Here is a 25,301-nt window from a genome sequence, read left to right as displayed (position 1 = left end):
GCGCCCGGGGCGGCGTTTCCCGTGGCAGTGCCCATGGGGCCCGGGTACGTGCCGGCCGACCGGCCGGGACTGTTCGAGTAGCCTCCGGTGTCCTTCGTGCGGGGTGGTCGTTCCGGTTCTTCGCGAGAATCTTCCCGAGAGATGCGCGCCGGTCGCGGGTATACGTCCCGACCTGCTGGGGGAGGACGGGCCGGTGGGTGCGGTGGCCGTTGGCCGAACGTGGTCATGTGCTTCGGGCCGCTGGTCGGGGACGGTTCGGCGGGTGTGACCGGGGGTGCCCGACCGGTCCGGACAAATTGGTCCAGACCAACGTGAACCGTAGACTCCCCGGCATGCCCCCTGATCCGCACGGCTCGATGCCGCAGCAATCGCCCGCGCCCGGAGCACCACCCGGGCACCCCGATCCGGAACCGGAGGACAACCAACCGCCGGCGCCAGCCCGCGACCGGGTGAGCATGCGCTCGGAGATCCTCCAGCCGGTCGTCCTCGTGGGCTTCGCCGTGCTGCTCGGAGTGGTGGCTCGGGTTCCTCTCTACTTCTTCTACGACTACCTCGTCGGCGTGCGTGGCCCGTCACCCGGCCTCGGCACCGCCATCTCGATGGCGAGTAACGCGCTCCTCGTGTGCTTTCCGGTGCTGGCGCTGGCCATGGTGCCGTCGCTGCTGGCGCGGCAGGGGGTCGAGGTGGACGAGCACGGCATCACCGTGGTGCAGCGCTCGCTTCTGTGGTCCCGCGGGCGCACGGCCTCGATCCCGTGGCGGGACGTGTACTTCATCAAGAGGGCGGCGAGTTCCGGAAGCAAGCTCATGCTGGAGGTGCAGCTGTCCCGCGTCGACCACGAGCTGCGGATGCCCGGCTGGGCCAGGCTCGTGCTGGCGGGCGAGACCAAGTTGGGCAGTACCTCGCCACGGTCGCGGGTGCTCTTCACGGCCAGGTACCACCTGGTACAAGACCTCGAACAGGTGCTGCGGAACGCGCGTCCCGACCTGTTCGAGGCGCCCCCTGCCGAGGCCGGTACGCCGGCCGCGCGGGGCACCGCCGAATCCCAGTGGGTGAACCTGCGTTGGCGCATGATGCTGTTCGGCACCATCATGCTCGTCGTCTTCGTCCCAGCCAATTTCCTGATCTCCAGGGAGACACTGCGGGACATCAGCTTGGGTAGCTTGTTCCTGGGGCTCGTCTGCCTGGGCACGACGGCGTTTATGATCTGGGTCGCGCCGCGGATGTTCACTCACCAGGGGGTATCGGTCGACTCCTCCGGTATCACGCTGGTGCAGGAGTCGGCACTGTGGTTCGCCGGCGCGACTCTGCACATCCCGTGGTCCGAGGTGCGCACGATCAGCGAGGGCGTGGTGGTCAGGAGCACGGGGGAGGGCTCGGGCCGCAGCGCCAGCGCCACCGTCGAGGTGATGTTGCGTTCCCCGGACTGGGTGTCCCAGGGGGTTCCGATCTGGGCGTCGGTCGTGTCCCGGGAGACCCAGCAGTCGCCGGCGTCCCCGGAGGAACCGTTGACCCGCGTCACGATCAAACCCGGCAACCGCTTCCGGCCCCGGGTTGTCGAGGCACTGCACGCGGTCCGCCCGGATCTGGCCCCGGTACGGTAGTCCGGCAGGCCTGAGTCTGACGCGGGCACCATGCGGAGAGGGAGCCGGAAACGACGGAACTCCACAACGTAGTGCAGCGCTCGACGGTGGCTACGCGCGGCGCGCCCTCAGCGGGTTCCCGCGCGCTTCCCGGACTCGGCGCCTTCCACGAGCCGCTCCAGCAGGTCCCGGCTGGCCCCGCTGACCAGGGGTGCCACGCCCAGGTCGGTGAGCATGTCGGAGGCGGCGGCCATCTCGTGGCTGCGGCGCACGGCGTGCTGGTGGCTGCCCTCGACCAGGCGCCGCACGGTGTCGGCCCCCGAACGGCTCAGCTCGTCGGCGATGTTCTCGCGCAGCCAGTCCTCGCAGCCGGCGGCCCGCCCGGCCTCCAGCGCCTCCACGACGGCCGCCGCCAGCCCTTTGAAGAAGACGCTGCGCAGCAGCTTGCGCTCGGCCGCGCGCCCCGGGGGACCCTCCAGTGTCTCGATGCTGGCTCCCAGGGCGGACAGCAGGCCGGCGTAGCGCTCGGCGGCATCGCCGGAGGTGAGCATCGGCGTGTGCAGGCCGCGTCCGGGAACCGGGGTCATCAGGGCGACGTCGACAAAGCCGACGCCGGCCGCGGCGGCGGTCTCCCCGAGCTGGCGCTTGAGCTGCGGGGCGGCCGTGTTGAGGTCCGCCCATACGGTGTCGTGGCCGGCGCCCGCGAGCCCGGTGCGCAACGCGTCCGGGGCCGCCGCGGCACTGTTGACGCTCAGTACGACGTCGGCTCCGCGTACGGCCGACGCCTCGTCCGGGTGTTCTTGCACCCCGGCCGGAGCGGGCGCGGCCGGGTCGTAACCCCGCACCCGTGCGCCCGCGTCCCGCAGGTCAGCGGCAATGTGCCCGCCGGCCTCCCCGAACCCGAGTACGGCGACCCGAACACCCGATGTTTCCTCTGTGCTCACAACCAGCTCCCTGTGACCGTCGACCGAACGATGTCTAGACTATTCTGACAACGAAATTGGCGACAATATTGCCGCTAGTCGTTTGGGCTGGTGCGGGCTGGCGGGGCACAGGGGAAGCGAGGAAACGTGGCCACGAACCGGGGAGAGGTGCGCCCGCAGGGGGCGGCGAAGGAGTACGGGCGACGAGGCGGGGACTCCGTCGTGGCGGCGATCCGGGAGGCAATTACCAGGGGTGAGTTCGCCCCCGACCAGCGGTTGGTGGAATCCGACCTGTCGGACCGCTTCGACACCAGCCGAAGCGCGGTGCGCTCCGCGCTCCTCCAGCTCACCGAGGAAGGGCTGGTCGAGCGGGAGCAGAACCGGGGGGCGCGGGTCCGCTCGGTCTCGCTGGACGAGGCCGTCGAGATCTGCGAGGTCCGGATGATGCTGGAGGGGTTGTGCGCGGCGAAGGCGGCCGAGCGGGCGACCGCTGAGGAGGTCGACGAGCTCCGCTCGATAGGCACCCGGATGGAGGCACTGGTCTCCGAAGGCAACGTGCTCGGCTACTCCGAGGCCAACCAGTTGCTGCACCGCCGGATCCGCGAGCTCAGCGAGCAGGCCACGGCCGAGGCGGTGCTGGAACGGCTGCGCGCGCAGAGCGTGCGCCACCAGTTCCGGCTGGCCCTGCAACCCGGGCGGCCCAGTGTCTCGTTGCCCGAGCACCTGGCGATCATCGACGCCATCGCGGCGCATGACCCCGCGGCGGCCGAAGCGGCGATGCGCACGCACCTGGGCAGCGTCATCGAGGCGCTCAGGGAGGCCAGCCAGACCGTCGGCAGCATGCGGTTCTGATTCGCGGGTTCGCCAGGTCCCGGGGCGGGTGCGGCCGGTCCAGCCACGCCCGCCGCATTTCGCGCCCCCCTGAGCAGGGAGAACGCGACACCGTGACCCTTGACACGTGTCGGCAATATTGTTAACAATTTCTTCAGACATTATGGCGACATGATTGAGGCGGTATGGCAGACCATCCGATCCCCTCGTCCCGAGCGCGGGACCTCGTAGCGGGGGCGTACGACACGCACATCCACGTCGCACCGGACGTGATGAAGCGGCGGATCGACGACCTCGCCCTGGCCCCCCGGTTCGCCGAGGTCGGCCTGGCCGGTTTTGTGCTGAAGTCGCACTACGTGCCCACGGCCGAGCGGGCCGCGGTGGTGAACGCGGCCGTTCCCGAGTGCCGCGCGGTCGGCGCGATCACGCTGAACGGCTCGGTCGGCGGCCTGAACCCCATCGCGGTGGACATCGCCGGCCGCGGCGGCGCGCAGGTCGTGTGGCTGCCCACGGTGGACAGCGCCAACCAGCGGGAGTGCACCGCCTCCGAGCCGGAGGGCGCCACACCCCCAATGTGGGCGCGCCTCCAGGACGAGCTGCGCGCCGACGGGATGGCCGCTGACCCGGTCGACGTTCTCGACCAGAACGGCGCGGTGCGCGAGATCACCCGGCAGGTCCTGCGGGTGATCGCCAAGCACGACATGACGCTGGCGACCGGCCACCTCAGTACCGCCGAGATCGAGGTCGTCGCGCGGGCCGCGGTCGACGAGGGAGTCCGCCGCGTGGTGGTCACCCACCCGGAGTTCACCTCGCAGCGCGTGCAGACCGAGCGGCAGCGCGCGCTCGCGCAAACGGGCGTGCTCCTGGAGCGCTGCTTCACCACCCCCTACACCGGCAAGGTGAGCTGGCAGACCTGGGTGGACAACATCAGGGCCGCGGGTCCCGAGAACTCGGTGCTCTCCAGCGACCTCGGCCAGCCGTTCAACCCGCCCGTCGAGGACGGCCTGGCGATCCTCGCCGACTGGCTGCTCGCCGAAGGCTTCACGGAACCGGAGATCCGGACCATGGCCGTCGACAACTCGCGCTGGATCGCCGGCGCCGACGCGGAGCGCGCCGGTACGCGCACCGCCACTGAGGAGGTTTCCCGATGAGTACCCGCCGCATGATGGTGGTTGGCGCGCACAGCGCGGACTTTGTCTGGCGCGCCGCCGGCGCGGTCGCCTGCCACACGGCCGCTGGCGGCGAGGCGGTCGTGGTCGCGCTGTCCTACGGGGAGCGCGGCGAGTCCGGGAAACTGTGGGAGGAGCCCGGCCAGACCGAGGAGAACGTCAAGCGCATCCGGCACGCCGAGGCCGAGAAGGCCGCGGGCGCGGTCGGCGCCCGGTTCGAAGCGCTGGACCTGGGCGACTACCCGTTGCGTGTCGGCCCGGAGTCCGTTGACCGGCTCGCCGAGATGATGCGCGACTTCGCCCCCAACGTGGTGCTCACCCACCCCAAGGAAGACCCCTTCAACCCCGACCACCCGGCCGCGCACGCCGCTGTGGCCCAGGCCCGGCTGCTCACCTCCGGCGCCGGAGTGGCCAGCGGGTTCCGCACCGCACCCCCCTCGGAGTTCCTCACCTTCGAGCCGCACCAGCCCGAGCTGTGCAACTTCACCCCGACCGTCTACGTGGACATCACCCCGGTCTACGAGAGCAAGGTCGAGGCCATGGCGGCGATGCAAGCCCAGGAGTATCTCCGCGAGTACTATGGGCAGCGCGCTGACCAGCGAGGAAACCACGCTCGGAAGGTCACCGGAGACTCCGGCATCCGCCAGGCCGAGGCGTTCGAGCGGCTGCTGCCGAATGTGGTGACGTCGCTGTGAGCGGCGCGCGGCACACCGAGGCCGTGGCGGAACTCGCCGAGGCGGGTGTGGCCACCGTCTACGAGGCGGCCGGGCGCTCCGGTCTGGTCGACGCGGACCTGGAGTCGCTGATTCCGGGCACCCGGGTGGCGGGTCCGGCTCGTATCGCGCTGTGCGGCCAGGACGACAACCGGGCCGTACACGAGGTCATGGCGCACCTGCGGCCGGGCGAGGTCCTGGTACTGGCCATGCCCGAGCCGCGGCCGGTCGCCCTGCTCGGCGACCTGCTGGCCACCCAGGCCAAGGCGCGGGGCGCGGCGGGCGTGCTGGTCGACGCGTCGGTACGGGACGTCGCCGACCTGCGCGCGATCGGCCTGCCGGTGTGGACGCGGTGGCGGCGGGTCCGCGGCGCCACCAAGAACGTCCGCGGTTCGGTCGACGTGCCCGTGCGCGTCGGCGGGACCGAGATCGCTCCCCAGGACATTGTGGTCCTCGACGACGACGGCGCGGCTGCGGTGCCCCTCAGCCGGGTGGAGTCGACCGTGGCCGCGGTCCGGGAGCGGATTGCAAAGGAGGACGGGCTGCGCGAGCGATGGAGCTCCGGCGAGCTCAGCTATGACGCCTACGGCCTGCGCGCCGAGGACGAGGCGTCGGATCAGGTGGAAACATGAGCACGCTTCTTGAGATACAGGGGCTCACCAAGCGGTTCGTCAAGGACGAGACCGGAATCGTCGCCCTGCGCGACTTCGATCTGGAGGTGGAGAAGGGCAGCTTCGTCACCATCCTCGGCCGCAGCGGCTGCGGCAAGTCCACGGCGCTGAACCTGCTGTCAGGGCTCCTCGCGCCCACGTCGGGGACGGTCAGCTACCGGGGAACCAAGGTCACCGGGCCGCGGACGGAGATCAGCTATCTCACCCAGAGCGACACGCTTATGCCGTGGCGGGATGTGCGCCGCAACATCGAGATGCCCATGGAGATCAGCGGCGTGTCCAAGCGCGAGCGGCGCGAGCGCGCCGAGGAGCTGATCGGGCGGGTCGGGCTGACCGGGTTCGAGCGCCACTACCCGCGCGAGCTGTCCGGCGGCATGCGGCGCCGGGCGAGCCTCGCCCGGATGCTCGCCGGCGATCCCGAGACGCTGCTCATGGACGAGCCTTTCGGCGCGCTCGACGCCCAGTTGCGCACCGACCTGCAGGTGGAGCTGCTGAACCTGTGGCAGGGCAGCGGGAAGACCGTGGTGTTCGTGACCCACGACATCGAGGAAGCGCTGCTGCTGGGCGACCGTGTCGTGGTGCTCGGCCTCCTCGGACGCCGGGTCCTCGACAAACAGATCGACCTGTCGCGGCCCCGGGACGCCGACGAGCTTCGTGTCGATCCCACCTTTGTCGCGCTGCACAGGGAAATGACCGAGGCGCTGCGCGAGGGGGCGAGATGAGCACCATGACCCAAACGCCGACGACCAGCTCCGAAGGGCCGGCCAACGCCGTCGCGCTGAACCGCACCTGGTGGGAACGCAACGGGAGAACGACCAGCATCTGGGCCGGCCGGGTGGCGCTGCTCGTCGTGTTCCTCGGGCTGTGGGAGCTGACCGGCGGGTGGCTGTTCGACATCAGCTTCACCAGCCGGCCCAGTGAGATCTGGACCCGCCTGGTCGAGTGGAACGCGGACGGCACCCTGTGGCTGAACTCCTGGATCACCCTCCAGGAGATCATCTACGGCTACCTGCTCGGCTCCTTCGCCGGCGCGCTGCTGGGCTTCGTGTTGGCGTCCGCACCGACGTTCTACAAGGTAGTGGACCCCTTCATCATGGCGCTGTACGCCATCCCCAAGGTGGCGCTCGCACCGCTGTTCATCGTCTGGTTCGGCATCGGCATGGACATGAAGGTGCTGCTGGCGGCGGTCACCGTGTTCTTCCTGGTGTTCCTGAACACGGCCGCCGGTGTGCGCGAGGTCGACCGGGGCCTGATCGACGCGGTGCGGCTCATGGGCGGCGGGCGCCGGGACATCGCGCTCAAGGTCGTGCTGCCGTCCTCGATGACGGGCATGCTCACCGGCCTCAAGGTGGCGATCCCCTACGCGCTGATCGGTGCGGTCATCGGTGAGCTGGTGGCCTCGAACCGCGGTCTGGGCTACCTGATCAGCAACTCCGCGGCCACGTTCGACACCGCGGGAGTGTTCGCGACTCTTGTCGTGCTCAGCGTGATCGCGGCGGTTCTCAATTTCCTCGTCGGACTTCTCGACCACCGGGTGAGCCGGTGGAAACCAGCGGAGGCACGGTCATGACCACAGCAACGAACACGCGCCGCGGGCGCCTTCTGGTGGCGGCCAGCGCGCTGTCCGCGCTTGTACTCTCGGTGAGCGGCTGCGCCGACCGCTCGTCCGAGACCGCCGAAGGGACACTCAACGTCGGCCAGATCAGCGACTCGGTGGCGTTCTTCGCGCTGCACGTGGCGGAGGAGCGCGGCTACTTCGAGGAAGAGGGCGTGGAGCTCGGCGAGCGCCCCCGCCTGGGGACCGGGGCGAAGGTCGCGGCCGCCCTCCAGTCGGGCAGCATCGACCTCGGCGCCGGTGTGCTGACCGACGCGCTGAACATGCACGGCACCGACGACTCCACCCGGCTCGTGTCCAACCTCGTGGAGAAGTACTACGTGGACATCATCGTCGGCGAGGACTTCGACGGGCCGGCGGAGGACGCCTCACTGGAGGACCGCATCGCGGCGCTGGAGGGCACCAAGATCGGCATCACCGGTCCCGGGAGCGGCACCGAGGCGCTGGTCAACTTCCTGTTCGAGCGGGAAGGCCTGGACGCCGAAAACGACGCCGAGCTGGTCAACCTCGGGGGTGACCCCGCCGGAGCGCTGGGGGCCCTGGAGTCCGGCCAGGTCGACGCGCTCTCGTTCTTCCAGCCGGTGCCCCAGCAGGCCGAGGCCACGGAGGTCGGCTCCATCTACATCTCTCCGGTGCGCGGCGACATCCCGGACTTGGAGAACCCGACGCACGGGGTGGTCTTCGCCAATGAGTCGGTCCTGGAGAACAAGTCCGACGAGGTGGCGGCGTTCCAGACGGCGATCGAGCGGGCCAACGAGGACATCAAGGAGGACCCGGAGATCCGGGAGCTGCTCGCCGGCTACATGGAGGGCATCGACGAGGAGGCCCGGGACGAGCTGCTGCCGCTGATGCAGGAGCAGCTGCCTCCGGAGCCCGGCTTCGAGCAGGGGTCCGTTGAGACGGCGCTGGAGTTCCACGAGGACACCGGCCTGGTCAGCGACCCGCCCGGGTACGAGGAGATCGTGCCGGAGGACCTCCGCCGCTAGGGGCGCAGACCCGACAGGAGTCGCGGGCCGTGCCCGGCAGCCGCTGCCGGGCACGGCCCGATTTATTGGGCGCCGCCGATGAGTTTCACGGTCATAGGAGGTCGATACGGGCGACAGCCGACAGGTAGAGGGAGGCTCACGATGGGCAAAGTGTTCACGCACATGACGATGTCGCTGGACGGGTTCGTCGCGGAACCGGACGACAAGATCGGGGAGCTGTTCGAATGGTACGAAGCGGGGGAGGTGACCGTGCCGAACCAGAATGAGACCGTTTCGTTCCAGGTCGACGACGCCAGTGCGCAGGCGCTACGAGAGTGGACCGGCAACTGCGGCGCACTCGTCGCCGGCCGGCGCCTGTTCGACATCGCGCATGGCTGGGGTGACAAACACCCGGCAGGCGCCCCCGTCGTCGTGGTCACCCATCGCGCGCCCGAGGACGCCGCCGCAAAGTGGCCCACAACGACGTTCGTCGATGGAGTCGAAGCCGCGATCACCCGGGCCAGACAGATCGCCGGCGATCAGGACGTCACTATCGCCAGCACGACGATCACCCAGCAGGCACTCGACCTCGGTCTGGTAGACGAGGTATGCGTCAGCCTTGTGCCGGTGCTGTTCGGCGAGGGAATCCCGTACTTCACGAAGCTGGACCGGGGCCACCTACTCCTCGACGACCCGAGTGTCATCCAGGGACGCCGTGCCATTCACCTGCGGTACCCAGTCCGGGGTTAGCCTCGCGCTACCGCGGGTGTGAGAGGTCGACGCTTGATCAACGGGGTGGCACTGACCTGTGGCGTACCGTCCTGACCGCCGGGGGCGGTCGCCATCATGGCCGGGCACCGCCGATCCTCCTGAACCGCGCGGAGCCACGGAGGCCGCGCCGCGAGCCGCCCGGCGTACCCCCGGTGTTCGTGAACCCACGCCGGCCGGTTCGCGGGCGAGCCGCACGGGCCGCCGTGCCGCTCCACGGCGGGGGCGCTCGCTCGATATATTGAATCCCGTTCTGTTTTTCGTCGCCGTTCGGGACGTGAATCGCGCTGGCCCGGTGGCCGTCCGCACCCCCTCGGGCCCGTTGACCTGCTCACGACGAGGAGCGACCACCCCATGGCACGCCGCACGCCCGCTCTCATCCGCAGCCTGGACATCCTGGAGCTGTTCACGGACGGGCGCGAGTCTGTCAGCGCACCCGGGATCGTCAGGGAGCTGAACCTGCCTCGCCCCTCGGCGCACGAGCTGCCGCACACGTTGAGCGACCGCGGGTACCCGCGCCCTCACCCCGATGTTCCGGGCCGCTACCAGCCGGGGCTCCAACTGTTCCGGCTGGGCAGCGCCTACACCGAGCAGCTCGACCTCGCCAAGCTCGGCCAGCAGGTCGCCCAGGACCTGGTGGCGCGGTGCAGCGAGACCTCCCACGTGGCGATCCTGGACGGGACCCACGTCGTCTACATCGCCAAGGTCGACAGCTCGCAGGCGGTGCGCATGGTCTCCACCCTGGGCGGACGGATCCTGGCGCACTGCACGGTCCTGGGTAAGGCGTTGCTGTCCGCGCTCACGGAGTCCGAGCTTCGGGAGCGGTTCGGGCACGGCCCGAACCATGTCCCGGGCCCGCGATCTCCCCGCCGGGAATGGCCGCGCGGTGGGGCTCCCGGTCCAGTGTGCACCCAGGGCCGCGGCCGGGCCCGCACCGGGTGCCGCCGCGCGGGGCCGGTCAGGACTGGTGGCCGTCCGGCCAGTCGGCGTAGCGGATCCGGTTCAACGCGGTGACCTCGCCCAGCGCGCCCCACTCGTTCCTGCCCAGGCGCGCGATCGGGCGGAGCCGGTTGACGTCGGGCAGGCCGTCCACGACAACGTCGCTGTGCACGCTGACGCGCACGACCTCGCCGAACACCAGGATCGAGTCGCCCATCGGCAGGGTGGAGTGCAGCCGGCACTCCAGCGCCACAGGCGAGGCGGCGACCCGCGGCGGCGTGACCGCCGCGCTGGGCTCGCGCTCGACCCCGACGGCGTCGAACTCGCTGGTCTCGGGCGGGAAGCCGGTGCCGGTGGCGTTGATCTCGCGCTGCAGGCGCTCGGGCGCGAAGTTGACCACGAACTCCCCGGTGGCCTCGGCGTTGGTCACCGAATCCTTCCGCCGCACCGACGTGAACTGCACGATCGGCGGATCGGCGGAGGCCACCGTGAAGAACGAGTGCGGCGCCAGGTTGTCCACGCCCGCCTGCGAGGTGGTGGAGACCCACGCGATGGGGCGCGGGACGACAACCGCGGTCAGCCAGGCGTAGAAGTCCCGTCCGGGAAGGTCGGCTCTCGTCAGGTCGGTGCGCACGCACCCAGCCTAGTTCGGCCGTGGGAATAGAGTTCCTCTCCGGTGCGGGATGGATGCCGCATCCTGGATGGCGGGCAGCACGGGAGCGGGAGGGCGTCCGGAGATGAGCGAGCCGAGTGAGCGCTGGTGGGAGAACGCGTTGGATCGCCTGTCGGCCGCGCGTGCGCGGGAACGCGCCTTCGCGGCCGACGAGCTGGGGGACCTGCTGGCCGCTCCCTCAGTCGCCCAGCTTTGGAAGGAGCGGGTCGCGGCGTCCTTGGTGGCGCTGGCGCTCCGCGAGCGAAACGAGGAGGCGGCGGAGAGCGCGCTGAACTCCCTCGCGCGGTCGATGGAGCGAGGATGGCTCCCCTACCCGGTGGTACAGCCGTTGACCGAGTGCCTCCACCGCCTGAGTCCGGACCTGGTCGGCTATGTCCTGCTCATCCTGGCTGGCACGCGTGACCCGGCCGCGCGGCCCGTGATCGAGCGCTATTCCGACCATCCAGACCCCACGATTCGGGCGGACGCCGCCGAGGCGCTGGAGGAGCTCCCGTAGTGCTCCCAGCCCGTGCGCGCCGACTCGTGCCCGCCGCGCGCCGCGTGCTCACTCCGGAAGGATCCGCTCGACGAGCTGGTCGATCAGCTCCGGGAACGTCGTCCACTCCCACGCCTCCGGCAGCGTGAGGTGCTCGGTGATCAACCCGCTCATCGCCAGGTAGAGCGAGGCCACCGCCTGACGCCCGCCCGGATAGCCGCCCGCCACGTGGAACCGGATGTTCTCGTGGATGTTCTGGCCGGCGGTGTCCATGAGCACCTGCCGCAGCTCGGGGCGGCGGGTCGCCTCCAGCCGCAGTTCCAGCAGGGCCAGGTAGCCCGCCCGATCCTGGCTCACCCGCGCGAAAAGCTTGTGCATCGCCTCGCGTACCACCTCCCGGGTGGGCGCGGCCGCCTGCATCCCGGCCAGCTCGTCTTCGCTCGGGGCGAGGCGCACGTGAACGTGGGCCGCCGCCTGGGCGAGCAACGCGTCCCGGTTGGCGAAGTAGTTGGAGGCGGTGCCGATGGGCACGCCCGCCCGGGCGTCAACGGCGCGGAAGGTGAGCTTTCGCGTGCCCTGGTCGGCCAGGGCGTCGATCGCCGCGTCGAGTAGTGCCGTACGTCGGGCCGTGTTCTGTCGCACGGCACCACGCTAGCACTCTAGTTGGAGTACTTCATTTGAAGTGCTATGTTTGGAGTGATTTCGAGCCACGGGAGGGAACCCCATGCAGACACACGAACTCGGCGTTGTCGCCATGTCCAGCGACCCCACCGCCAGTGCCGCCTGGCTGGCCGAGCATTTCGGATTCGTCCGGAACGTGGACATCGGCTGGTACGTGGACGTCCAGCATCCCGATCACCCGGCCGTGTACCTGGACCTGATCCGCCTCGGACACGAGTCCGTTCCCCCGGTGCTGCGGGACCGGCCCGGTGGGTTCCTCGCCCTGCTCGTCGAGGACGCGGACGCCGAGGAGCGGCGGTTGCGCGCGGCCGGGCTGGAGTTCGCCAAACCTGTCACCACGGAGCCGTGGGGCCAGCGGCGGTTCCAGGTCGAGGGGCCCGATCACCTCGTCGTCGAGGTGCTGCAACAGGTGGCGCCCGACCCGCAGTGGCTGGCGGACCACGGACTCGCGGCCGGCTGACCGGGCACGGGCGAAGAGCCGCGGCCAGCCTGACCGCAGCGGCCTCCTGCTCCTCCCCGCCGGTGGTGTCCGGAACCACCAGCAGCGGCGTGGCCAGGCCTGGTCGGCTGGATCGACCGGGCTGCCGGCCGGCCGTATGCTCGTGGGGACGTCATTCGAGCCGGTACGGAGCCCAATGTGAGCGATGCACAGGAAAGGCCGGCAACGGCACCCGCGACGCCCGCCGTCCGGGTGGCCGACTCCGACCGCGAGGCCGTGGCCGAGCGGGTGCGCGAGGCGGTGACCGAAGGCCGACTCGACCTCTCCGAGCTGGACGAGCGCCTCGCCGCCGTGTACGCCGCCAAGACACGAGCCGATCTGGAACCCCTCACCGCTGACCTGCCCACTGCCGCGCCGGCCAGGCCGACCACCGATACGCCCCCGCTGGAACTGCAGACCAAGAGCGGCTCCCTGAAGCGCGAGGGCTACTGGCTGGTGCCGGCGCAGATCACGGCGGAGTGCACATCCGGCACGGTCAAGCTCGACTTCACCGCCGCCGAGTGCCCGCGCCGCGAGATCGCCATCGAGGCCCACGCCAAGTCGGGATCGGTGATACTGGTGGTGCCGCACGGCTGGTTCGTGAACCTGGACAACGCCACGACCACCAGTGGCTCCGTCGTGAACAAGGTGAAGGGCCCGCCCGATCCCAACGCACCGGTGCTGCGGGTAAGCGGTGCGGTGAGCTCGGGCACGATCAAGGCACGCCATCCGCGCCGGAGTTTCTGGGCGTGGCTACTGCGCCGCCCGGCCTGACCGACGCACCCCCGCGATCATCCTTCCGGTTGCCGTAATTTTTGACTGATCGATTCAGAAATGCGTACAGTGCCGGTATGGCACGAACCAAGGAGTTCGACCCGGACGCGGCGTTGGGCGCCGCGCTGGAGCTGTTCTGGGAACGCGGGTACGAAGCCACGTCCATGGCCGACCTCGTTGATCGGCTCGGTGTCGCCCGGGCCAGCATCTACGCGACGTTCGGCGGCAAGCGTGATCTCTACCTGCGCGCGCTTGAACGCTACGATGAACTGACCAGTCCCGGAATACTGCAGGAGCTGTCCGAGTCCGGCCCGGCTCTCCCCGCGGTGCGTGCGTTCGTAGAGCGCTACGCCGCGGAGTCCATGGGCGAGGAACGGCGCCGCGGGTGTTTCATGGCGAACACCGCTGTCGAGTTGGCCCCGCACGACGACGAGGCGGCCCGCCGGGTGCGGGAGAACTGGCTGACTCTGGAAACGGCGCTCACGTCCGCGCTGCTGCGTGCGCGGGCGCAGGGCGAGCTCGCCTCCGACGCCGATCCGTACGCGCTCGCCCGGTTCCTCGTGGTGCTGCTCCAGGGCATGCGGGTGACCGGGAAGGCGAGCGAGGAACCGTCCCGGCTGCGCGCCGCGACCGAGCAGGCGCTGCGGCTGCTGGACTGACAGCGCGGCCCCCGCGCGCGAGCCGGTTCGCGCGCGATCCCACCCGGGGCTACGTATGCACAAATTCTAGATCGAGCGGTCCAAAAATTTGCGTCCAGAAAGGCCGACCAGTGCCCACAGCCCACGCGCACGAGCCTCCCGAGCGCGATTCCCCAACGGACCCGGCGGCCGGGCCAATGCCACACCCTCCCAGCCCAGCGCGCGCCGCTTTCACGCTTCTCGCCGCCACCCAGATCACGCTGATCTTCGCACTGACCCTGGTCACGGTCCCCCTGCCCGCCATTGGCCGCGAGCTTGGCGTTCCCCAATCCGGCCTGATCATGATCTCCGCCGGATACGGGCTGGCGTTCAGCGGACTGCTGCTGTTCGGCGGCCGGCTCACCGACCGCTACGGCGGGCGCCGGCTGTTCCTCCTCGGGCTGGTCGTCTTCCTCGCCGCATCGGTCGCCGGAGCCGCCGCCCCCGGGTTCGCCAGCCTCGTGACCGCACGCTTCGCGCAGGGAGTGGGCGCGGCCCTGGTCGCACCGGCGGCGGTCGCGGTGCTGCGCGCATCGCTGCCCGATGCCGAACGCTACGGCCGGGCGATGGCCACCTGGGGCGGCCTCTCGATTATCGGCGCCACCGCTGGAACGCTCGTCTCGGGGTTCGTGGCGACCTGGGTCTCCTGGCGCTGGATGTTCCTCGTGCCGGTGCTGGTCGCGCTGGTCGGGCTGCTCCTCGCACGCCGGCTGCTGCCCGAGGCGCCGCCAGCGGGCCGCGCCGCCCTCGACCTCCCCGGCGGGCTGCTGGCCACCGCGGGAATCAGCCTGCTCAGTTACGGAATCCTGGTCACGGAGGAGCACTCCTGGACCGCGCCAGCGGTCCTGGCGCCGCTTATGACGGGAATCGTGCTGCTCTGCGCGTTCGTCGCCGTCGAGGCGCGTACCCGGGACCCGTTGCTTCCTCTCGGGTTCCTCGCCGACCGGGAGCGCGCCCCCGCGCTCGTCGCGCTCGCGCTCACCTCGGCCGGTACCGCGCTGCTGTTCGTACTCGTCGTGCTGTACCTCCAGGGAGTCCAGGGCTGGACCCCCATGGCCACCTCCATGGCGTTCCTGCCTTACGCGGTAGCGCTCCTCGGCACGGGCCGCGCGGCCGGACGGCTGATCGCCTCCTTCGGCGCCCGGCGCGTCGGCGCCGCAGGGCTCGCCATCGCCGGGGTCGGCGCCCTGCTGCTCTCCGCGCTTGAGCCGCAGAGCAGTTTCGCCACCGGCGTCCTGCCCTCCATGGTCCTGCTCCCGGTGGGAGCCGCGTTGTCGTTCGCCGCGACCGCCGTTCTGATCACGGCCAGTGCGCCGCGGCGGCAGACCGGGCTGGCCGGCGGGGTGATGAACACTGCCATGGAGTTCGGGGGATCGGCCGGGCTCGTGCTGTTCGTCACGGTCGCCACGAGCCGCACCGCGCATCTCGCCGCTGACGGCGCCGCCCAGACCATCGCGACCACCTCCGGATACGCGGGGGCCTTCGCCGTCTCCGGTGCTCTCTACCTGCTCTGGGGCGGCGTGCTGTCCATCGCCGGCAGAACGCGTGCGACCGGCCGCTCCGCAGTCCACTGAGCCGAATCGTCCGCGCGGCACGCCAGTGGCGTCTGGCACCGCGCGGCAGTTGGCACCACTACTACGAAGGAGTTCCACCATGTCCCATCGGTTCACCGGAAAGACCGCGCTCGTCACCGGCGGTGGCAGCGGAATTGGCCAGACCATCGCGCGGGAGTTCGCGGCGGAGGGCGCGGCGGTCGTCGTCGCGGGCCGCAGGGACGCGCCCCTGCGCGAGACCGTGAAGCTGGTCGAGGAGGCGGGGGGCCGCGCTGCCGCCGTCACCGCCGACACCACACGGTCTGACGACATGGCCCGGCTCGTCGCGGCCACTGTCGAGACGTTCGGCTCGCTCGACGTCGCCGTCAACAACGCGGGGATGCTGGGGGCTCTCGGCCCACTGACCGAAGTCGACGAGCAGGAGTGGCGGGCGATGCTGGACGTGAACGTCACCGGGGTCCTGCTGGCGATGCGGCACCAGATCGGACACATGCGCGAGCACGGCGGCGGGGCGGTCGTGAACGTCTCGTCCAATGTCGGCCCGCACACGCGGCTTCCCGCCCTGGCCGCCTACGGTGCCACGAAGGCGGCGGTGAGCGCGCTTACCCGGGCGGCGGCGCTCGCGCACATCAGCGAGGGGGTGCGGATCAACGCGCTCAGCCCCGGTGCCACGGACACCTCGATGTCGCTGCTGCCCGGCGAGACCGATCAGGAGCGCGCGGCCCGGCTGCGGGACGACAGCCCGGTCGGCCGGGTAGGTAGGCGAGACGAGATCGCGGCGGGCGTGCTGTACCTCGCCTCGGCGGAATCCGGGTACGCGGTCGGCACGGACCTGGTGCTCGACGGAGGTGCCGCCGCGTAGCGGCGGTCGGGGGCGCCGCGGAACGCCGCGGCGTCCATCTGGCGCACCCGGGGCCCTTCCGGTGTGGGAGTGCCGCTCAGCGCGCGTACTGGCGGCACTCACCAGTGAACACGGCGGCGAGCTCGGCGCGCAGGATGGCCGTGGCGCGCGCGGCGGTATGCTCGTGGCCGCTGGCCCGCTGGTCTCCGTTCGAGGGGGCCGCCTCCTCCCGCTGGCGGGTCTCCCGGTAAACCTGGGTGGCCAGGCCCTCGGAGACGGCGGTGAGCCGGACCGCCGCGGTGTCCGCGTCGGTGCCGGGTTCGACCTCACCGCACTCGACACCGTTGCGCACCGCCTGGGCCACCTCAGCGCGCAGGGCGGAAGCGGTGCGCGCGTCCACCTCGGCCAGCCGAGGGCTGTCCAGAGAGCGGCCGGCGAAGGCCCGGGTGACCCGGTGCTCCGTCCGCCTGGTGCCATCCAGCGGCAGGTACTCGGTGAACGCGTCGAGGAGGACCGCCGCGATGGAGCGCTCGTGTCGCGTGCCCTCTTCGATCACCGCTGCGACGCGCCCTCGGGCGGTGTCGCTGACCTCCTGGAAGGCGCGCAGCAGGAGGTCGTCCTTGCTGGGGAAGTAGTGCTGCACCAGGCCGACCGAGACGCCGGCGCGGGCGGCCGTGCGCGCCACGGTGACGGTGTCGAAGCCGTCCTTGGCGATCAGCTCGCACACGGCTCGGGCGATCTGGCTGCGGCGCTGGGCATGGTCTGCTGTCCTGGACACTTGATAACCGTATCAGTGTACGGTAATAATCGTATGGATATACGGTTATCGAGAGGCGCTTCCATGCCGGGAACACCGAAAGCCCTGACGGCCGCGACCGCCACACTCCTGGCGGCCACGGTCACCGCAACCACCCCCGCTCTCGCGGCGCCCACTCCCGGCTCCGGCGATACGCCGTACGCACGGATGGACGCCTACGTGCACGAACACATGGCGGCCGTCGACGCCCCCGGCCTCGCCTACGCGGTGGTCGGACCCGACGGCGTCGAACACCGGAGCGCGTTCGGGGAGGACGGCGCGGGAGAGCCCGTCACCGAGCACACACCGTTCCTGTGGGGTTCGGTGGCCAAACCGGTGACCGCGACGGCGGTACTGGTTCTGGCCGACGAGGGCAGGATCGAGCTCGATGCGCCCGTGCGTCGCTACCTGCCCGCCTTCGGCGAGTTCGGCGGCGACGAGATCGACCCCACGGTCCGCGACCTGCTCACCCAGTCGGCCGGAATTCGCCCAGAGGCGGCGTACGAGGTCAGCGATGTCTACGGGGCGCACTCAGCGGAGTTCGGGCCGCGGGTGGAGCGGATCGCCGCCTCCGCCCCGGGCCCATATGGCGAGCACGCGTACAGCAGCGCGAACTACCTGCTGCTGGGCGCCATCATCGAGGAGCGGTCGGGCCAGGACCTCTCCGCGTTCCTGCACGACGCGGTCCTCGACCCGGCAGGGATGGGCGAGACGGCCATCACGAGCGCGGAGGAGGCGCGGGACCTGGGCCTAGAAGCGGGGCACCAGCCGTTGTGGGGCGTCCCGGCGCCGATCGCGGACGGTGTGGACGACGCGGGGGTCTCCTACGGCTACCTGGGCGGGGACCTCACCGCGCTGAGCTCCTTCGCGGAACTCCAGCTCAACGGTGGACGTGTCGGCGGCACCCAGGTCATCGAGGAGGACACGCTCGCCGAGGCGCACACTGGTGTGCGGCCCGTCCCCGGGTCCGCGAGCCGGTACGGGCTCGGCTGGCGCGAAGGGGAGCTGCCCGGGACCGGAACCCCGGCGGTCTACCACTTCGGCGCCACTCCCGGCCACTCCGCGCTCGTGATCATGCTCCCGGAGCGGGAACGCGCGGTGGTGGTGCTGCAGAACGCCTATTCCTTGCTCCAGGACGCGCAGCTCCTGGAGGGGGTCGGTCTCGGGATGGCCGCCCTGCTGGCGGAAGGCGACCCCCCGGAGCGGCCCGGCGCGTCCCTGCTCTATCCGGCGGCGGTGTGGGGAGCCACGGCCGCGGCGCTCGCCCTGGCCGCGGGGACCGTGCTGGGTGTGCGGATGAACCTGGCGCGGCGCCTGGCCGCGCGACCCCGGCCACGCCTCGGGGGGACGCTGGCATGGGCACTTATCGGCGGGGCAGCCGTGGCGACCGCCGGGTGGCTGTTACTGAGCGTAGGGCCGCACATGGCCATGACCTGGTTGCCCGACATCACGGTCGCGGTGCTGGTCGCAGGGGCGCTCGGCGTGTTCCCGGCGTTGCTCCGCGTCATCGCGGCGCGCCGTGGCCGGACCCGCTGACCCGAGAGGTGGGAGGACACCCCGTTCCCCGCGCCGCCCGCTGGCCGTTCGTCCGGTTAAAGGGAGATCCCGGCCGATTGGCCGGGCGAGCACACAGCCGCCGGCAGCACCCCGGAGCCGGCCGGGCTCTGGCGCGGCGGTGCGGGTTAGCCCGCGCGGATGTCGGAGGGGTGCGCGGCGAGTGGAGTGACCTCGACCGTCATGTACGGGAACAGCGGGAGGTTCCACAGGATCCCGTGCAACCGGTCCCCGTCGGCGACGTCGAAGACGCTGATGTTGGCGTACGAGCCGACGACCCGCCAGATGTGCACCCACTCGCCGCCGCGCTGCAGTTCCTGGGAGTACTCCCGCTCCCGCTGGAGCAGCTCGCGTTTGGCGCCGGGGTCCATGTCGGTGGGCAGGTCGACGCGCATCGTCACGGAGAACAGCATGTCGGGTCCTTTGCGTCAGGGCGTGGGTTCGTCGAGGTGGCAGCGCCCGTCGAGGTACGCCTTGCGCCAGCGGGTCACCTCGACCCGGCTGAACAGTCCGGCGCGCGAGAACGGGTCGGCCGCGATGAACGCCTCGGCCTCCTCGCGGGTGTCGACGTCGAGCAGGTAGAGGCCGCCCGACGCGCCGCTGCCATCGTCGGTGAGCTTCGCGCCGCAGGCCAGCAGCAGGCGCGCGTGTTCGGCGAGGAAGTCGAGATGCTCGGGGCGGACGCGTTCGCGCAGCTCCTGGCTGTCCGGTTTGTCGTGGGTCTCAACCATGTACGGCACGCCGCTCTCCTCTCGCTCGTGGTTGCGGTGCCTCGTCCGCGCCCGTCACACGGACGCGGATCCGACCGTCATTCCGCCGCACACGTACAGCGTCTGCCCGGTGACGAAGCCCGAGCGGGCGTCGAGGAGGAAATCCACCGCGTGTGCGACGTCCTGCGGCGTTCCCATACGGCCGACCGGGACGCTGTCGACAATCGCCTGGGTGCGCGGAGCGCCCGGCGGGTTCGCCTCCTCGAACAGCGGAGTCGCGATGGGGCCGGGACCGACCGCGTTGGCGGTGATGCCGTGCTCACCCAGCTCCAGCGCCCACACTCGGGTGAGCCCGATGAGGGCGCTCTTGGTCGCTGCGTAGGCCGAGCGCATCTCCTTGCCGAGTGCCGCGCGTGAGCTGAGCGAGACGATCCGGCCGAAGCCGGCCTCGCGCATCGAGGGGGTGAGGGCGGCGGTGCACTGCACCGCCGAGCGCACGTTGAGCTCCCACGCGGACTGGTGCTCCGCCAGGGTCGCGTCCTCGACCGCCGCGGGAAACACCGCCCCAACGTTGTTCACCAGCCGGGTGATCGGCCCGCTCGCCAGCGCCGACTCCAGCGCCGCGGCGGTGGCATCGGGGTCGGCGAGATCCACCACGGTGTGCGGGTGCTCGCTGGGCTGCCGGTCGAGAACCAGCACCTCGTACCCGGTGGCCGCGCAGCGGTCGGCGATCGCCGCGCCGATGCCGCTCGCGCCTCCGGTAACGAGGACGCGCTCGGGCAATGGATCGGCCATGGTCGCACCTCCAGTCGGCATTGGGCTGCTCACACGGTGGCCACGGGGGTGACCGGCGAGCCGGTGGCGCGGGGCAGGTTCAGCGGCGGCGCGGTGAGCAGGAAGCGCGACCGGCCGGTGCGGCGCAGGTGGTCGGCCAACGGGGTGAGCCGCCACAGCTCGCCCAGCGGCATCCCCAGCGTGAACAGGCAGTGCCGGTGCAGCGGCAGGAACGGCGCGGGCCCCTCGGCCGGCCCGGCGGGGACCGCCTCGACCGCGTAGTTGTCGGCCACGATCGCGGCGATGCCGGAGTCGGTGATCCACCCCAGCAGCGCCTCGTCGCGCCCGTCGAGCCCGGCACCGCGTTGCCGCAGCTCCTCGCCGTCGATGTCCTCGCCCTTCTCCAGCAGGTGCTCGGCGAAGCCGGTGTGCAGGCAGAGCACGTCACCGGGTTCGACCTCGACCCCATCGGCGGCCAGCACCTCGCGCAGCGTGTCGAGCCCGACGCGCTGCCACTCGTCCCCGAGGTGCGCCCGCAGGTCGAGGAGCACACCGCGTCCCTGGACCCCGGCGCGCGCCATCGCGTCGACGCCGAGCGGCCCGCCCGTGGAGGTGGACGGCCCCGGAAGGCTGTCAAGGCCGGCGCCGCCGGTGTCCGCGGGGCCCACGACATCGGTCCCGGCGCGGTAGCCGTCGTAGTAGACGGCCTCCTCGGCCCCGTCGCCATCGGCGTCGAAGCGCGTACCAGCGTGCGCGAGCGAGTCCCAGTGCGTGGAGTACTGCGTGTGCAGCACCACGAGGTCGTCGCACATGACGTCGGTGGTCTCGGGGTCGATCCGGCGCATGTCGCAGTTGAAGTTCACGAATCCCTGGCGGAGCGTCGGGCGCACCACGGGCGGCAACCGGTTCGGGTTGAGCGCCGGCCGGTACGGGCAGTCCAGGGGGAGGCTGAGGCTGAACGCGCGTCCCTCGCGGACCTCCGCCGCGCCCTGGCGCACCTTCTCGGGGGTGAGGAGGTTCAGCCGCCCCACCATGCCGCCCTGGTCGTCTTCGGGAAAGTCGCCCCACGTGGAGCCTTCTGGCCGCTGGCTGAACCGCATGGCTAACCCTTCCGTAGTGCCGCTGTCCGCTGCGGCCATCATGCCGCCAGGTAGCCCCAGGTGAGCATGGCGCCGCCGAACAGGACTCCGAGGAAGACCAGGACGAGGACCAGGTAGCCCATGACGTCCCGCAGGTGGAGCTTGGAGATCGCCAGGACCGGCAGGATCCAGAACGGCTGGATCATGTTGGTCCACTGGTCGCCGACCTGGACCGCGACCGCCGTTGCGGCGACGTCGGCGCCGAGCGTCCGCGCGGTCTCCATCATCACCGGACCCTGGACGGCCCACTGCCCACCGCCCGAGGGGGCGAGGATGTTGATCAGTCCGCCGGAGACGAAGGACCACAGCGGCAGGGACTCCGCGCTGGCCGCCGAAGCGAAACCCTCGGCGATGGTGACCATCAGGCCGGAGCCGACGAGGATCGCCATGATGCCCGCGTAGAAGGGGTACTGGATGACGATCCCGGCGATCGTGCGGACGCCGTCCTGCAGGGTGGCGAGGTACCGGGAGGGGCGGGCGAACAGCAGCAGCCCGAGGAACACGAAGAGGAAGTTGACGGTGTTGAGCTCCAGCGAGCCGCCGTTGCTGAAGTGCAGCACCACCCAGAGCATCCCCAGGGCGCCGATGGCGATTCCGATGACCGGGCTGTCGTTCAGCCAGCTGCTGAACGTGCGCTCGCGCTCCGCCCCGGCCTCCGGTTCGGTGGGGGCCGCCGGGACGGTGCCGGGGTCGATCTCGGTGACCTCGGCGTCGCGCTTGGGGTGCAGTAGCGCGTTGAACAGCGGCAGCAGCACGATGACCAGCGCCACCGTGGTGAGGATGACGGGGGAGAAGATGGTCTCGCCCAGGCCGACGATCCCGATCTGGTCCTCAAGGAAGTGCCCCTTGGTGGCGATGACGAGCGGGACGGAGCCCGACAGGCCGACGCCGTAGAGCGCGAACCCGGAGTAGGCCGAGGCGATGGCCAGCGGGTAGTGCAGCCCGCGAACGTGCAGCGCGAGCTTCTGGGCGACGATTCCGCCGATGACCAGGCCGAACCCCCAGTTGAGCCAGGTACCTATACCGCCGACGAGCGTGGCGACGATGATGGCGGTACGGGGGTTCGATACCGGGGAGATCATGATGTCGAGCGCCCGGTCGACCAGCGGGGTCTTGGCCAGCATGTACCCGGCGAGCAGGATGATCGCCATCTGCATCGTGAATTCGAGCAGGTCCCAGAAGCCGTCGCCCCAGTGCTGCGTGGCCGCCAGGAACGAGGTGCCCTCGACGGCCATGGCCAGCAGCAGCGTGAAGAACGTCAGGATGACCGCGATGACGAGGGGGTCGGGCAGGTAGCGGTTGACGAGTCTGCTGAAGAAGTTGGCGACGGCGTTCATGCGCGCTCCTTGCGCCGGCAGAGTCTGCTGGAACGGGAATCGGAATGCGCACATTAATACGCATACCGAACATTGGCCGTCGGTGACCGTATCTCAACTCCATGACCTGCGCAACAATGACGATTCAGCGCGGGGACGCCAGTCGCGGCCGGAGCTCTACTCGCACGATGCCGGGCGGGCCGGCGCGGTGGAGCGGGTGCGCCACGAGCGCTCGTCCGGACAGCCCGGGGCGCCTGCGGATCAGCGGCCACCCGGCCGGCCGCGGCTCGCGGAACCAGATGCGCCTCCCGGCCTTCCACGCGGGTTCGCTTCGACGGGGCCGGGCAGACCCTTGAAGAGCCCGCTGTTTGCCGGCGGCCCGGTAGCGACCGATGATCCGAAAGAGGAGGACGGTCCATGACTCGGACGACAGCCTGTGTGATCGGCGGAGGCCCGGCCGGCATGGTCCTGGGACTCCTGCTCGCCCGCGCGGGGGTGGAGGTCACCGTCCTGGAGAAGCACGGCGACTTCCTCCGCGACTTCCGCGGCGACACTGTGCACCCCACGACCATGGCGCTGCTCGATGAGCTGGGGCTCGGCGAGAAGTTCGCCCAGCTGCCCCAACGGCGGGTGGACCGGGCCCAGGTGCCGGTGGGCCCCGAGGGGCAGTTCCTCACACTCGGCGACTTCACCCAGCTGCGGACCAAGTACAACTACATCGCGATGGTCCCCCAGTGGGACCTTCTCGACCTCCTCGCCAACGCCGGAGCGCAGGAGCCCACGTTCCACCTGCGGATGAACACCGAGGCGACCAGCCTCATCCGGGAGCGCGGACGCGTCAACGGCGTGCGCTACCGCACCAGCGACGGCGAGACGGGCGACCTCCGCGCGACCATCACCGTGGCCTGCGACGGCCGCGACTCCCTCGCCCGGGAGCTGCCGGAGCTGGGGCTGCGGGACTTCTCCACCCCGATGGACGTCTGGTGGTTCAGGCTGCCCCGGCTGCCGCACGACACGGAGGGCATCGTCGCCAAGATGAGCGACGGCAAGTTCACGTTCCTGATCGACCGCGGTGACTACTACCAGGCCGCGTCGCTCATCCCCAAGGGAACCGACGCCGCCAGCCGCGCCCGCCCCATCGAGGAGTTCAACCGGACACTGGTGGACCTGCTGCCCTGGCTCGCGGACCGCGGCCTCCTGCGGAGCTGGGACGACGTCAAGCTGCTCAGTGTCAAGCTGGATCGCATGCGGCGCTGGCACGTTCCAGGGCTGCTGTGCATCGGCGACGCCGCACACGCCATGTCGCCGGTCGGCGGGGTCGGCATCAACCTCGCCGTGCAGGACGCCGTCGCCGCCGCACGGCACCTCGCCGAGCCGCTGCGCGACGGCACCCTCGGCCGCGCGAACGTCGCGGCGATCCAGCGCCGGCGCTGGCCCACCACGGTCCTCATCCAGGGGTTGCAACGCGCGATCCACACCAAGGTCGTGCGGCCGGCGTTGGCGGGCGAGATCGACTTCAGCGACGCCGCGCGCCTGCCGCTGCCCCTGCGCGTCGCCCAGCGCGTCCCGTGGGCCCGGCGGATTCCGCCCTATCTGCTGGCCTACGGTGCGATGCGCGAACACCCGCCCGCCGCCGCGCTGCGCTGATCTTGAGTAGATCGTTCCTGAAACGCTCGGTGGAGTTCCGTGGGTTTCGGTGTGTTGGGGCCAGCGCCCTCGGATAGGGGCACGTTCCTCCGATACTGGCCGCTGAGGGTGGCGCACGCGACGAGAGCGGCGAAGGCAACGGAGGGGCCAGCCCGCGGGAGTCGTTCCGGGTGCCCGGTGATGGCGCGCCCAACGGGTGGCGAGGGCGGTGTGGGGCGGGAGTGCTTCCCGGTGTCGCCCGGCGCGGGGCTCGGGCTCTCCGGGGTCGTCGCCGCACCGAAACTGACTATGCGGACATGTTCAGTGCCGAGAATGACGCCACAGACACTCTCGCTGCGCCCCATCCACCGCCCTCGCCGCCCCCGTCGCGCGCGTCACCATCGGGCACCCGTACCGATTCCTGCGGGCTGGCCCATCCACCGCCTTCGCTGCCTCCGTCGGGCGCACGACCACCACCCGCCAGTACCGGGTGATCGCGGCCCCAGCCCCGGGCGCATGCCCGGAAACACCGGAATCCGACCGTGCTGCGAAGGGACGAAATCCGCAAGATCGGCGCACATCGATGCCTCAGCGGCGCTCGGTGGCCACGATCCCCTCGGTCGCCGCCGGCGGCACCGGCTGGAAGATGTCGAGCTGGGCCTGCCGCCCGGCCTGCTCGGTGGCTGCCAGCCAGTGCGGGTGGGCGACGTAGACCAGTTCGGTGTCGGTCTCGGCGGCGTAGGTCAGCTCCGTCTCCGCGCGCAGGTAGATGACCTCCCCCGCTTCCGCCGTGGTGACGCCCCCGGCGTGCCGTACCGAGAAGCGGCCGGTGGTGATGATCAGGGCTTCGTCATAGCTCATGGTCCAGGCGTTGGACGCGCCCGCCGCGTAGCGCGCGAACCCCACACTCATGGCGGTCCCGCTGGAGGCGTCGAGGACGTCGCCGAGGAAGAGCTTCCGGTCTTCGGGCTGGTACCACACGGTGGGATCGGCGCTGGTGAACAGTTGGACATTGGTGTTGTCGGCCACAGTGGCCTCCTTCGGTCGCCGTTGGTGA

The 25,301-nt window shown here is 70.8% G+C and carries 28 protein-coding genes; 18 read left to right on the top strand and 10 right to left on the bottom strand.

The window, feature by feature from the left end; all coding sequences use genetic code 11:
- The first annotated feature begins 332 nt into the window (after window positions 1-332).
- Window positions 333-1,604 (top strand): hypothetical protein, encoded by a 1,272-nt coding sequence (locus F4561_RS29825; protein WP_184585036.1) that lies wholly within the window; start codon window positions 333-335, stop codon window positions 1,602-1,604.
- Window positions 1,605-1,711: 107 nt separating this feature from the next.
- On the opposite strand, the gene F4561_RS29820 is transcribed toward F4561_RS29825, so the two are convergent.
- The gene (locus F4561_RS29820; RefSeq protein WP_184585035.1) at window positions 1,712-2,527 is read right to left on the bottom strand and encodes a DUF1932 domain-containing protein; all 816 of its coding nucleotides are present in this window, start codon (window positions 2,525-2,527) and stop codon (window positions 1,712-1,714) included.
- 126 nt (window positions 2,528-2,653) lie between these two features.
- Here F4561_RS29820 and F4561_RS29815 point away from each other — a divergent pair, with 126 nt between their 5' ends.
- The 9 genes from F4561_RS29815 (at window position 2,654) to F4561_RS29775 (ending at window position 10,252) form a co-directional block, all read left to right on the top strand.
- The gene (locus F4561_RS29815) at window positions 2,654-3,358 is read left to right on the top strand and encodes a GntR family transcriptional regulator (RefSeq protein ID WP_312885712.1); all 705 of its coding nucleotides are present in this window, start codon (window positions 2,654-2,656) and stop codon (window positions 3,356-3,358) included.
- A 164-nt stretch (window positions 3,359-3,522) separates the two neighbouring features.
- Entirely contained in the window at window positions 3,523-4,488 is a 966-nt protein-coding gene (locus tag F4561_RS29810) for a DUF6282 family protein (RefSeq protein ID WP_184585034.1), read from the top strand.
- A complete protein-coding gene (locus tag F4561_RS29805) occupies window positions 4,485-5,201 on the top strand; it encodes a PIG-L deacetylase family protein (protein WP_184585033.1) in 717 nt (238 codons plus the stop codon). Before F4561_RS29810 ends, F4561_RS29805 begins: the two co-directional genes overlap by 4 nt.
- Window positions 5,198-5,851, top strand: coding sequence for an RraA family protein (locus tag F4561_RS29800; protein ID WP_221446384.1), 654 nt, complete (start codon window positions 5,198-5,200; stop codon window positions 5,849-5,851). The genes F4561_RS29805 and F4561_RS29800 overlap by 4 nt, the downstream gene beginning before the upstream one ends.
- The gene (locus F4561_RS29795) at window positions 5,848-6,612 is read left to right on the top strand and encodes an ABC transporter ATP-binding protein (protein ID WP_184585032.1); all 765 of its coding nucleotides are present in this window, start codon (window positions 5,848-5,850) and stop codon (window positions 6,610-6,612) included. The genes F4561_RS29800 and F4561_RS29795 overlap by 4 nt, the downstream gene beginning before the upstream one ends.
- Complete coding sequence (locus F4561_RS29790) at window positions 6,609-7,460, top strand: ABC transporter permease (RefSeq protein WP_184585031.1); 852 nt, start codon at window positions 6,609-6,611, stop codon at window positions 7,458-7,460. The genes F4561_RS29795 and F4561_RS29790 overlap by 4 nt, the downstream gene beginning before the upstream one ends.
- Complete coding sequence (locus F4561_RS29785; protein WP_184585030.1) at window positions 7,457-8,491, top strand: ABC transporter substrate-binding protein; 1,035 nt, start codon at window positions 7,457-7,459, stop codon at window positions 8,489-8,491. Before F4561_RS29790 ends, F4561_RS29785 begins: the two co-directional genes overlap by 4 nt.
- A 141-nt stretch (window positions 8,492-8,632) precedes the next feature.
- Window positions 8,633-9,220 (top strand): dihydrofolate reductase family protein, encoded by a 588-nt coding sequence (locus tag F4561_RS29780; protein WP_184585029.1) that lies wholly within the window; start codon window positions 8,633-8,635, stop codon window positions 9,218-9,220.
- 372 nt (window positions 9,221-9,592) lie between these two features.
- Window positions 9,593-10,252 carry an IclR family transcriptional regulator gene (locus F4561_RS29775; protein ID WP_184585028.1) on the top strand — a complete coding sequence of 220 codons (660 nt, stop codon included), beginning with the start codon at window positions 9,593-9,595 and terminating at the stop codon, window positions 10,250-10,252.
- Here F4561_RS29775 and F4561_RS29770 read toward each other — a convergent pair.
- Entirely contained in the window at window positions 10,197-10,811 is a 615-nt protein-coding gene (locus tag F4561_RS29770) for a flavin reductase family protein (protein WP_184585027.1), read from the bottom strand. The two genes, F4561_RS29775 and F4561_RS29770, sit on opposite strands and share 56 nt — an antisense overlap.
- A gap of 103 nt (window positions 10,812-10,914) precedes the next feature.
- On the opposite strand from F4561_RS29770, the gene F4561_RS29765 reads away from it, so the two are divergent.
- Window positions 10,915-11,346 carry a HEAT repeat domain-containing protein gene (locus F4561_RS29765; RefSeq protein ID WP_184585026.1) on the top strand — a complete coding sequence of 144 codons (432 nt, stop codon included), beginning with the start codon at window positions 10,915-10,917 and terminating at the stop codon, window positions 11,344-11,346.
- A gap of 48 nt (window positions 11,347-11,394) precedes the next feature.
- Here the strand turns inward: F4561_RS29765 and F4561_RS33865 are convergent, their stop codons facing one another.
- Window positions 11,395-11,967: a TetR/AcrR family transcriptional regulator gene (locus tag F4561_RS33865; RefSeq protein ID WP_184585025.1), complete on the bottom strand. Its 573-nt coding sequence runs from the start codon at window positions 11,965-11,967 to the stop codon at window positions 11,395-11,397.
- 82 nt (window positions 11,968-12,049) lie between these two features.
- Here F4561_RS33865 and F4561_RS29755 point away from each other — a divergent pair, with 82 nt between their 5' ends.
- The 5 genes from F4561_RS29755 (at window position 12,050) to F4561_RS29735 (ending at window position 16,350) form a co-directional block, all read left to right on the top strand.
- Window positions 12,050-12,466, top strand: a complete 417-nt coding sequence (locus F4561_RS29755; RefSeq protein ID WP_184585024.1) for a VOC family protein — start codon at window positions 12,050-12,052, stop codon at window positions 12,464-12,466.
- Between the two features lie 177 nt (window positions 12,467-12,643).
- Window positions 12,644-13,258 carry a DUF1707 SHOCT-like domain-containing protein gene (locus F4561_RS29750; RefSeq protein ID WP_184585023.1) on the top strand — a complete coding sequence of 205 codons (615 nt, stop codon included), beginning with the start codon at window positions 12,644-12,646 and terminating at the stop codon, window positions 13,256-13,258.
- 77 nt (window positions 13,259-13,335) lie between these two features.
- Window positions 13,336-13,917, top strand: a complete 582-nt coding sequence (locus tag F4561_RS29745; RefSeq protein WP_184585022.1) for a TetR/AcrR family transcriptional regulator — start codon at window positions 13,336-13,338, stop codon at window positions 13,915-13,917.
- 176 nt (window positions 13,918-14,093) lie between these two features.
- Window positions 14,094-15,509, top strand: a complete 1,416-nt coding sequence (locus F4561_RS29740) for an MFS transporter (protein ID WP_184585021.1) — start codon at window positions 14,094-14,096, stop codon at window positions 15,507-15,509.
- Between the two features lie 79 nt (window positions 15,510-15,588).
- The gene (locus tag F4561_RS29735) at window positions 15,589-16,350 is read left to right on the top strand and encodes an SDR family NAD(P)-dependent oxidoreductase (RefSeq protein ID WP_184585020.1); all 762 of its coding nucleotides are present in this window, start codon (window positions 15,589-15,591) and stop codon (window positions 16,348-16,350) included.
- Window positions 16,351-16,426: 76 nt separating this feature from the next.
- On the opposite strand, the gene F4561_RS29730 is transcribed toward F4561_RS29735, so the two are convergent.
- Entirely contained in the window at window positions 16,427-17,107 is a 681-nt protein-coding gene (locus F4561_RS29730; protein WP_184585019.1) for a TetR/AcrR family transcriptional regulator, read from the bottom strand.
- Window positions 17,108-17,170: 63 nt separating this feature from the next.
- Here F4561_RS29730 and F4561_RS29725 point away from each other — a divergent pair, with 63 nt between their 5' ends.
- Window positions 17,171-18,661, top strand: coding sequence for a serine hydrolase domain-containing protein (locus tag F4561_RS29725; RefSeq protein ID WP_246438188.1), 1,491 nt, complete (start codon window positions 17,171-17,173; stop codon window positions 18,659-18,661).
- A gap of 146 nt (window positions 18,662-18,807) precedes the next feature.
- On the opposite strand, the gene F4561_RS29720 is transcribed toward F4561_RS29725, so the two are convergent.
- Genes F4561_RS29720 through F4561_RS29700 form a run of 5 tightly spaced genes read right to left on the bottom strand, consistent with a single transcriptional unit; the run spans window position 18,808 to window position 22,639 of the window.
- A complete protein-coding gene (locus tag F4561_RS29720; RefSeq protein WP_184585018.1) occupies window positions 18,808-19,092 on the bottom strand; it encodes a muconolactone Delta-isomerase in 285 nt (94 codons plus the stop codon).
- A 15-nt stretch (window positions 19,093-19,107) separates the two neighbouring features.
- Window positions 19,108-19,410 carry a YciI family protein gene (locus F4561_RS29715; protein ID WP_246438277.1) on the bottom strand — a complete coding sequence of 101 codons (303 nt, stop codon included), beginning with the start codon at window positions 19,408-19,410 and terminating at the stop codon, window positions 19,108-19,110.
- A gap of 54 nt (window positions 19,411-19,464) precedes the next feature.
- The gene (locus F4561_RS29710) at window positions 19,465-20,184 is read right to left on the bottom strand and encodes an SDR family oxidoreductase (RefSeq protein WP_184585016.1); all 720 of its coding nucleotides are present in this window, start codon (window positions 20,182-20,184) and stop codon (window positions 19,465-19,467) included.
- Between the two features lie 29 nt (window positions 20,185-20,213).
- On the bottom strand, window positions 20,214-21,263 hold the full coding sequence (locus F4561_RS29705) for a cyclase family protein (protein WP_184585015.1): 1,050 nt from the start codon (window positions 21,261-21,263) through the stop codon (window positions 20,214-20,216).
- 38 nt (window positions 21,264-21,301) lie between these two features.
- On the bottom strand, window positions 21,302-22,639 hold the full coding sequence (locus F4561_RS29700; protein ID WP_184585014.1) for a short-chain fatty acid transporter: 1,338 nt from the start codon (window positions 22,637-22,639) through the stop codon (window positions 21,302-21,304).
- A 396-nt stretch (window positions 22,640-23,035) separates the two neighbouring features.
- Here F4561_RS29700 and F4561_RS29695 point away from each other — a divergent pair, with 396 nt between their 5' ends.
- Window positions 23,036-24,265 (top strand): FAD-dependent oxidoreductase, encoded by a 1,230-nt coding sequence (locus F4561_RS29695; protein WP_184585013.1) that lies wholly within the window; start codon window positions 23,036-23,038, stop codon window positions 24,263-24,265.
- A 567-nt stretch (window positions 24,266-24,832) separates the two neighbouring features.
- On the opposite strand, the gene F4561_RS29690 is transcribed toward F4561_RS29695, so the two are convergent.
- Window positions 24,833-25,273: a EutQ-related cupin domain-containing protein gene (locus F4561_RS29690; protein WP_184585012.1), complete on the bottom strand. Its 441-nt coding sequence runs from the start codon at window positions 25,271-25,273 to the stop codon at window positions 24,833-24,835.
- Window positions 25,274-25,301 lie beyond the last annotated feature (28 nt).

Origin of the sequence: Lipingzhangella halophila, from assembly GCF_014203805.1 — a bacterium.
GTDB classification, from domain to species: domain Bacteria; phylum Actinomycetota; class Actinomycetes; order Streptosporangiales; family Streptosporangiaceae; genus Lipingzhangella; species Lipingzhangella halophila.
The sequence above is the reverse complement of the archived record's forward strand: the minus strand, read 5'-3'. Positions and strand labels throughout refer to the sequence as shown.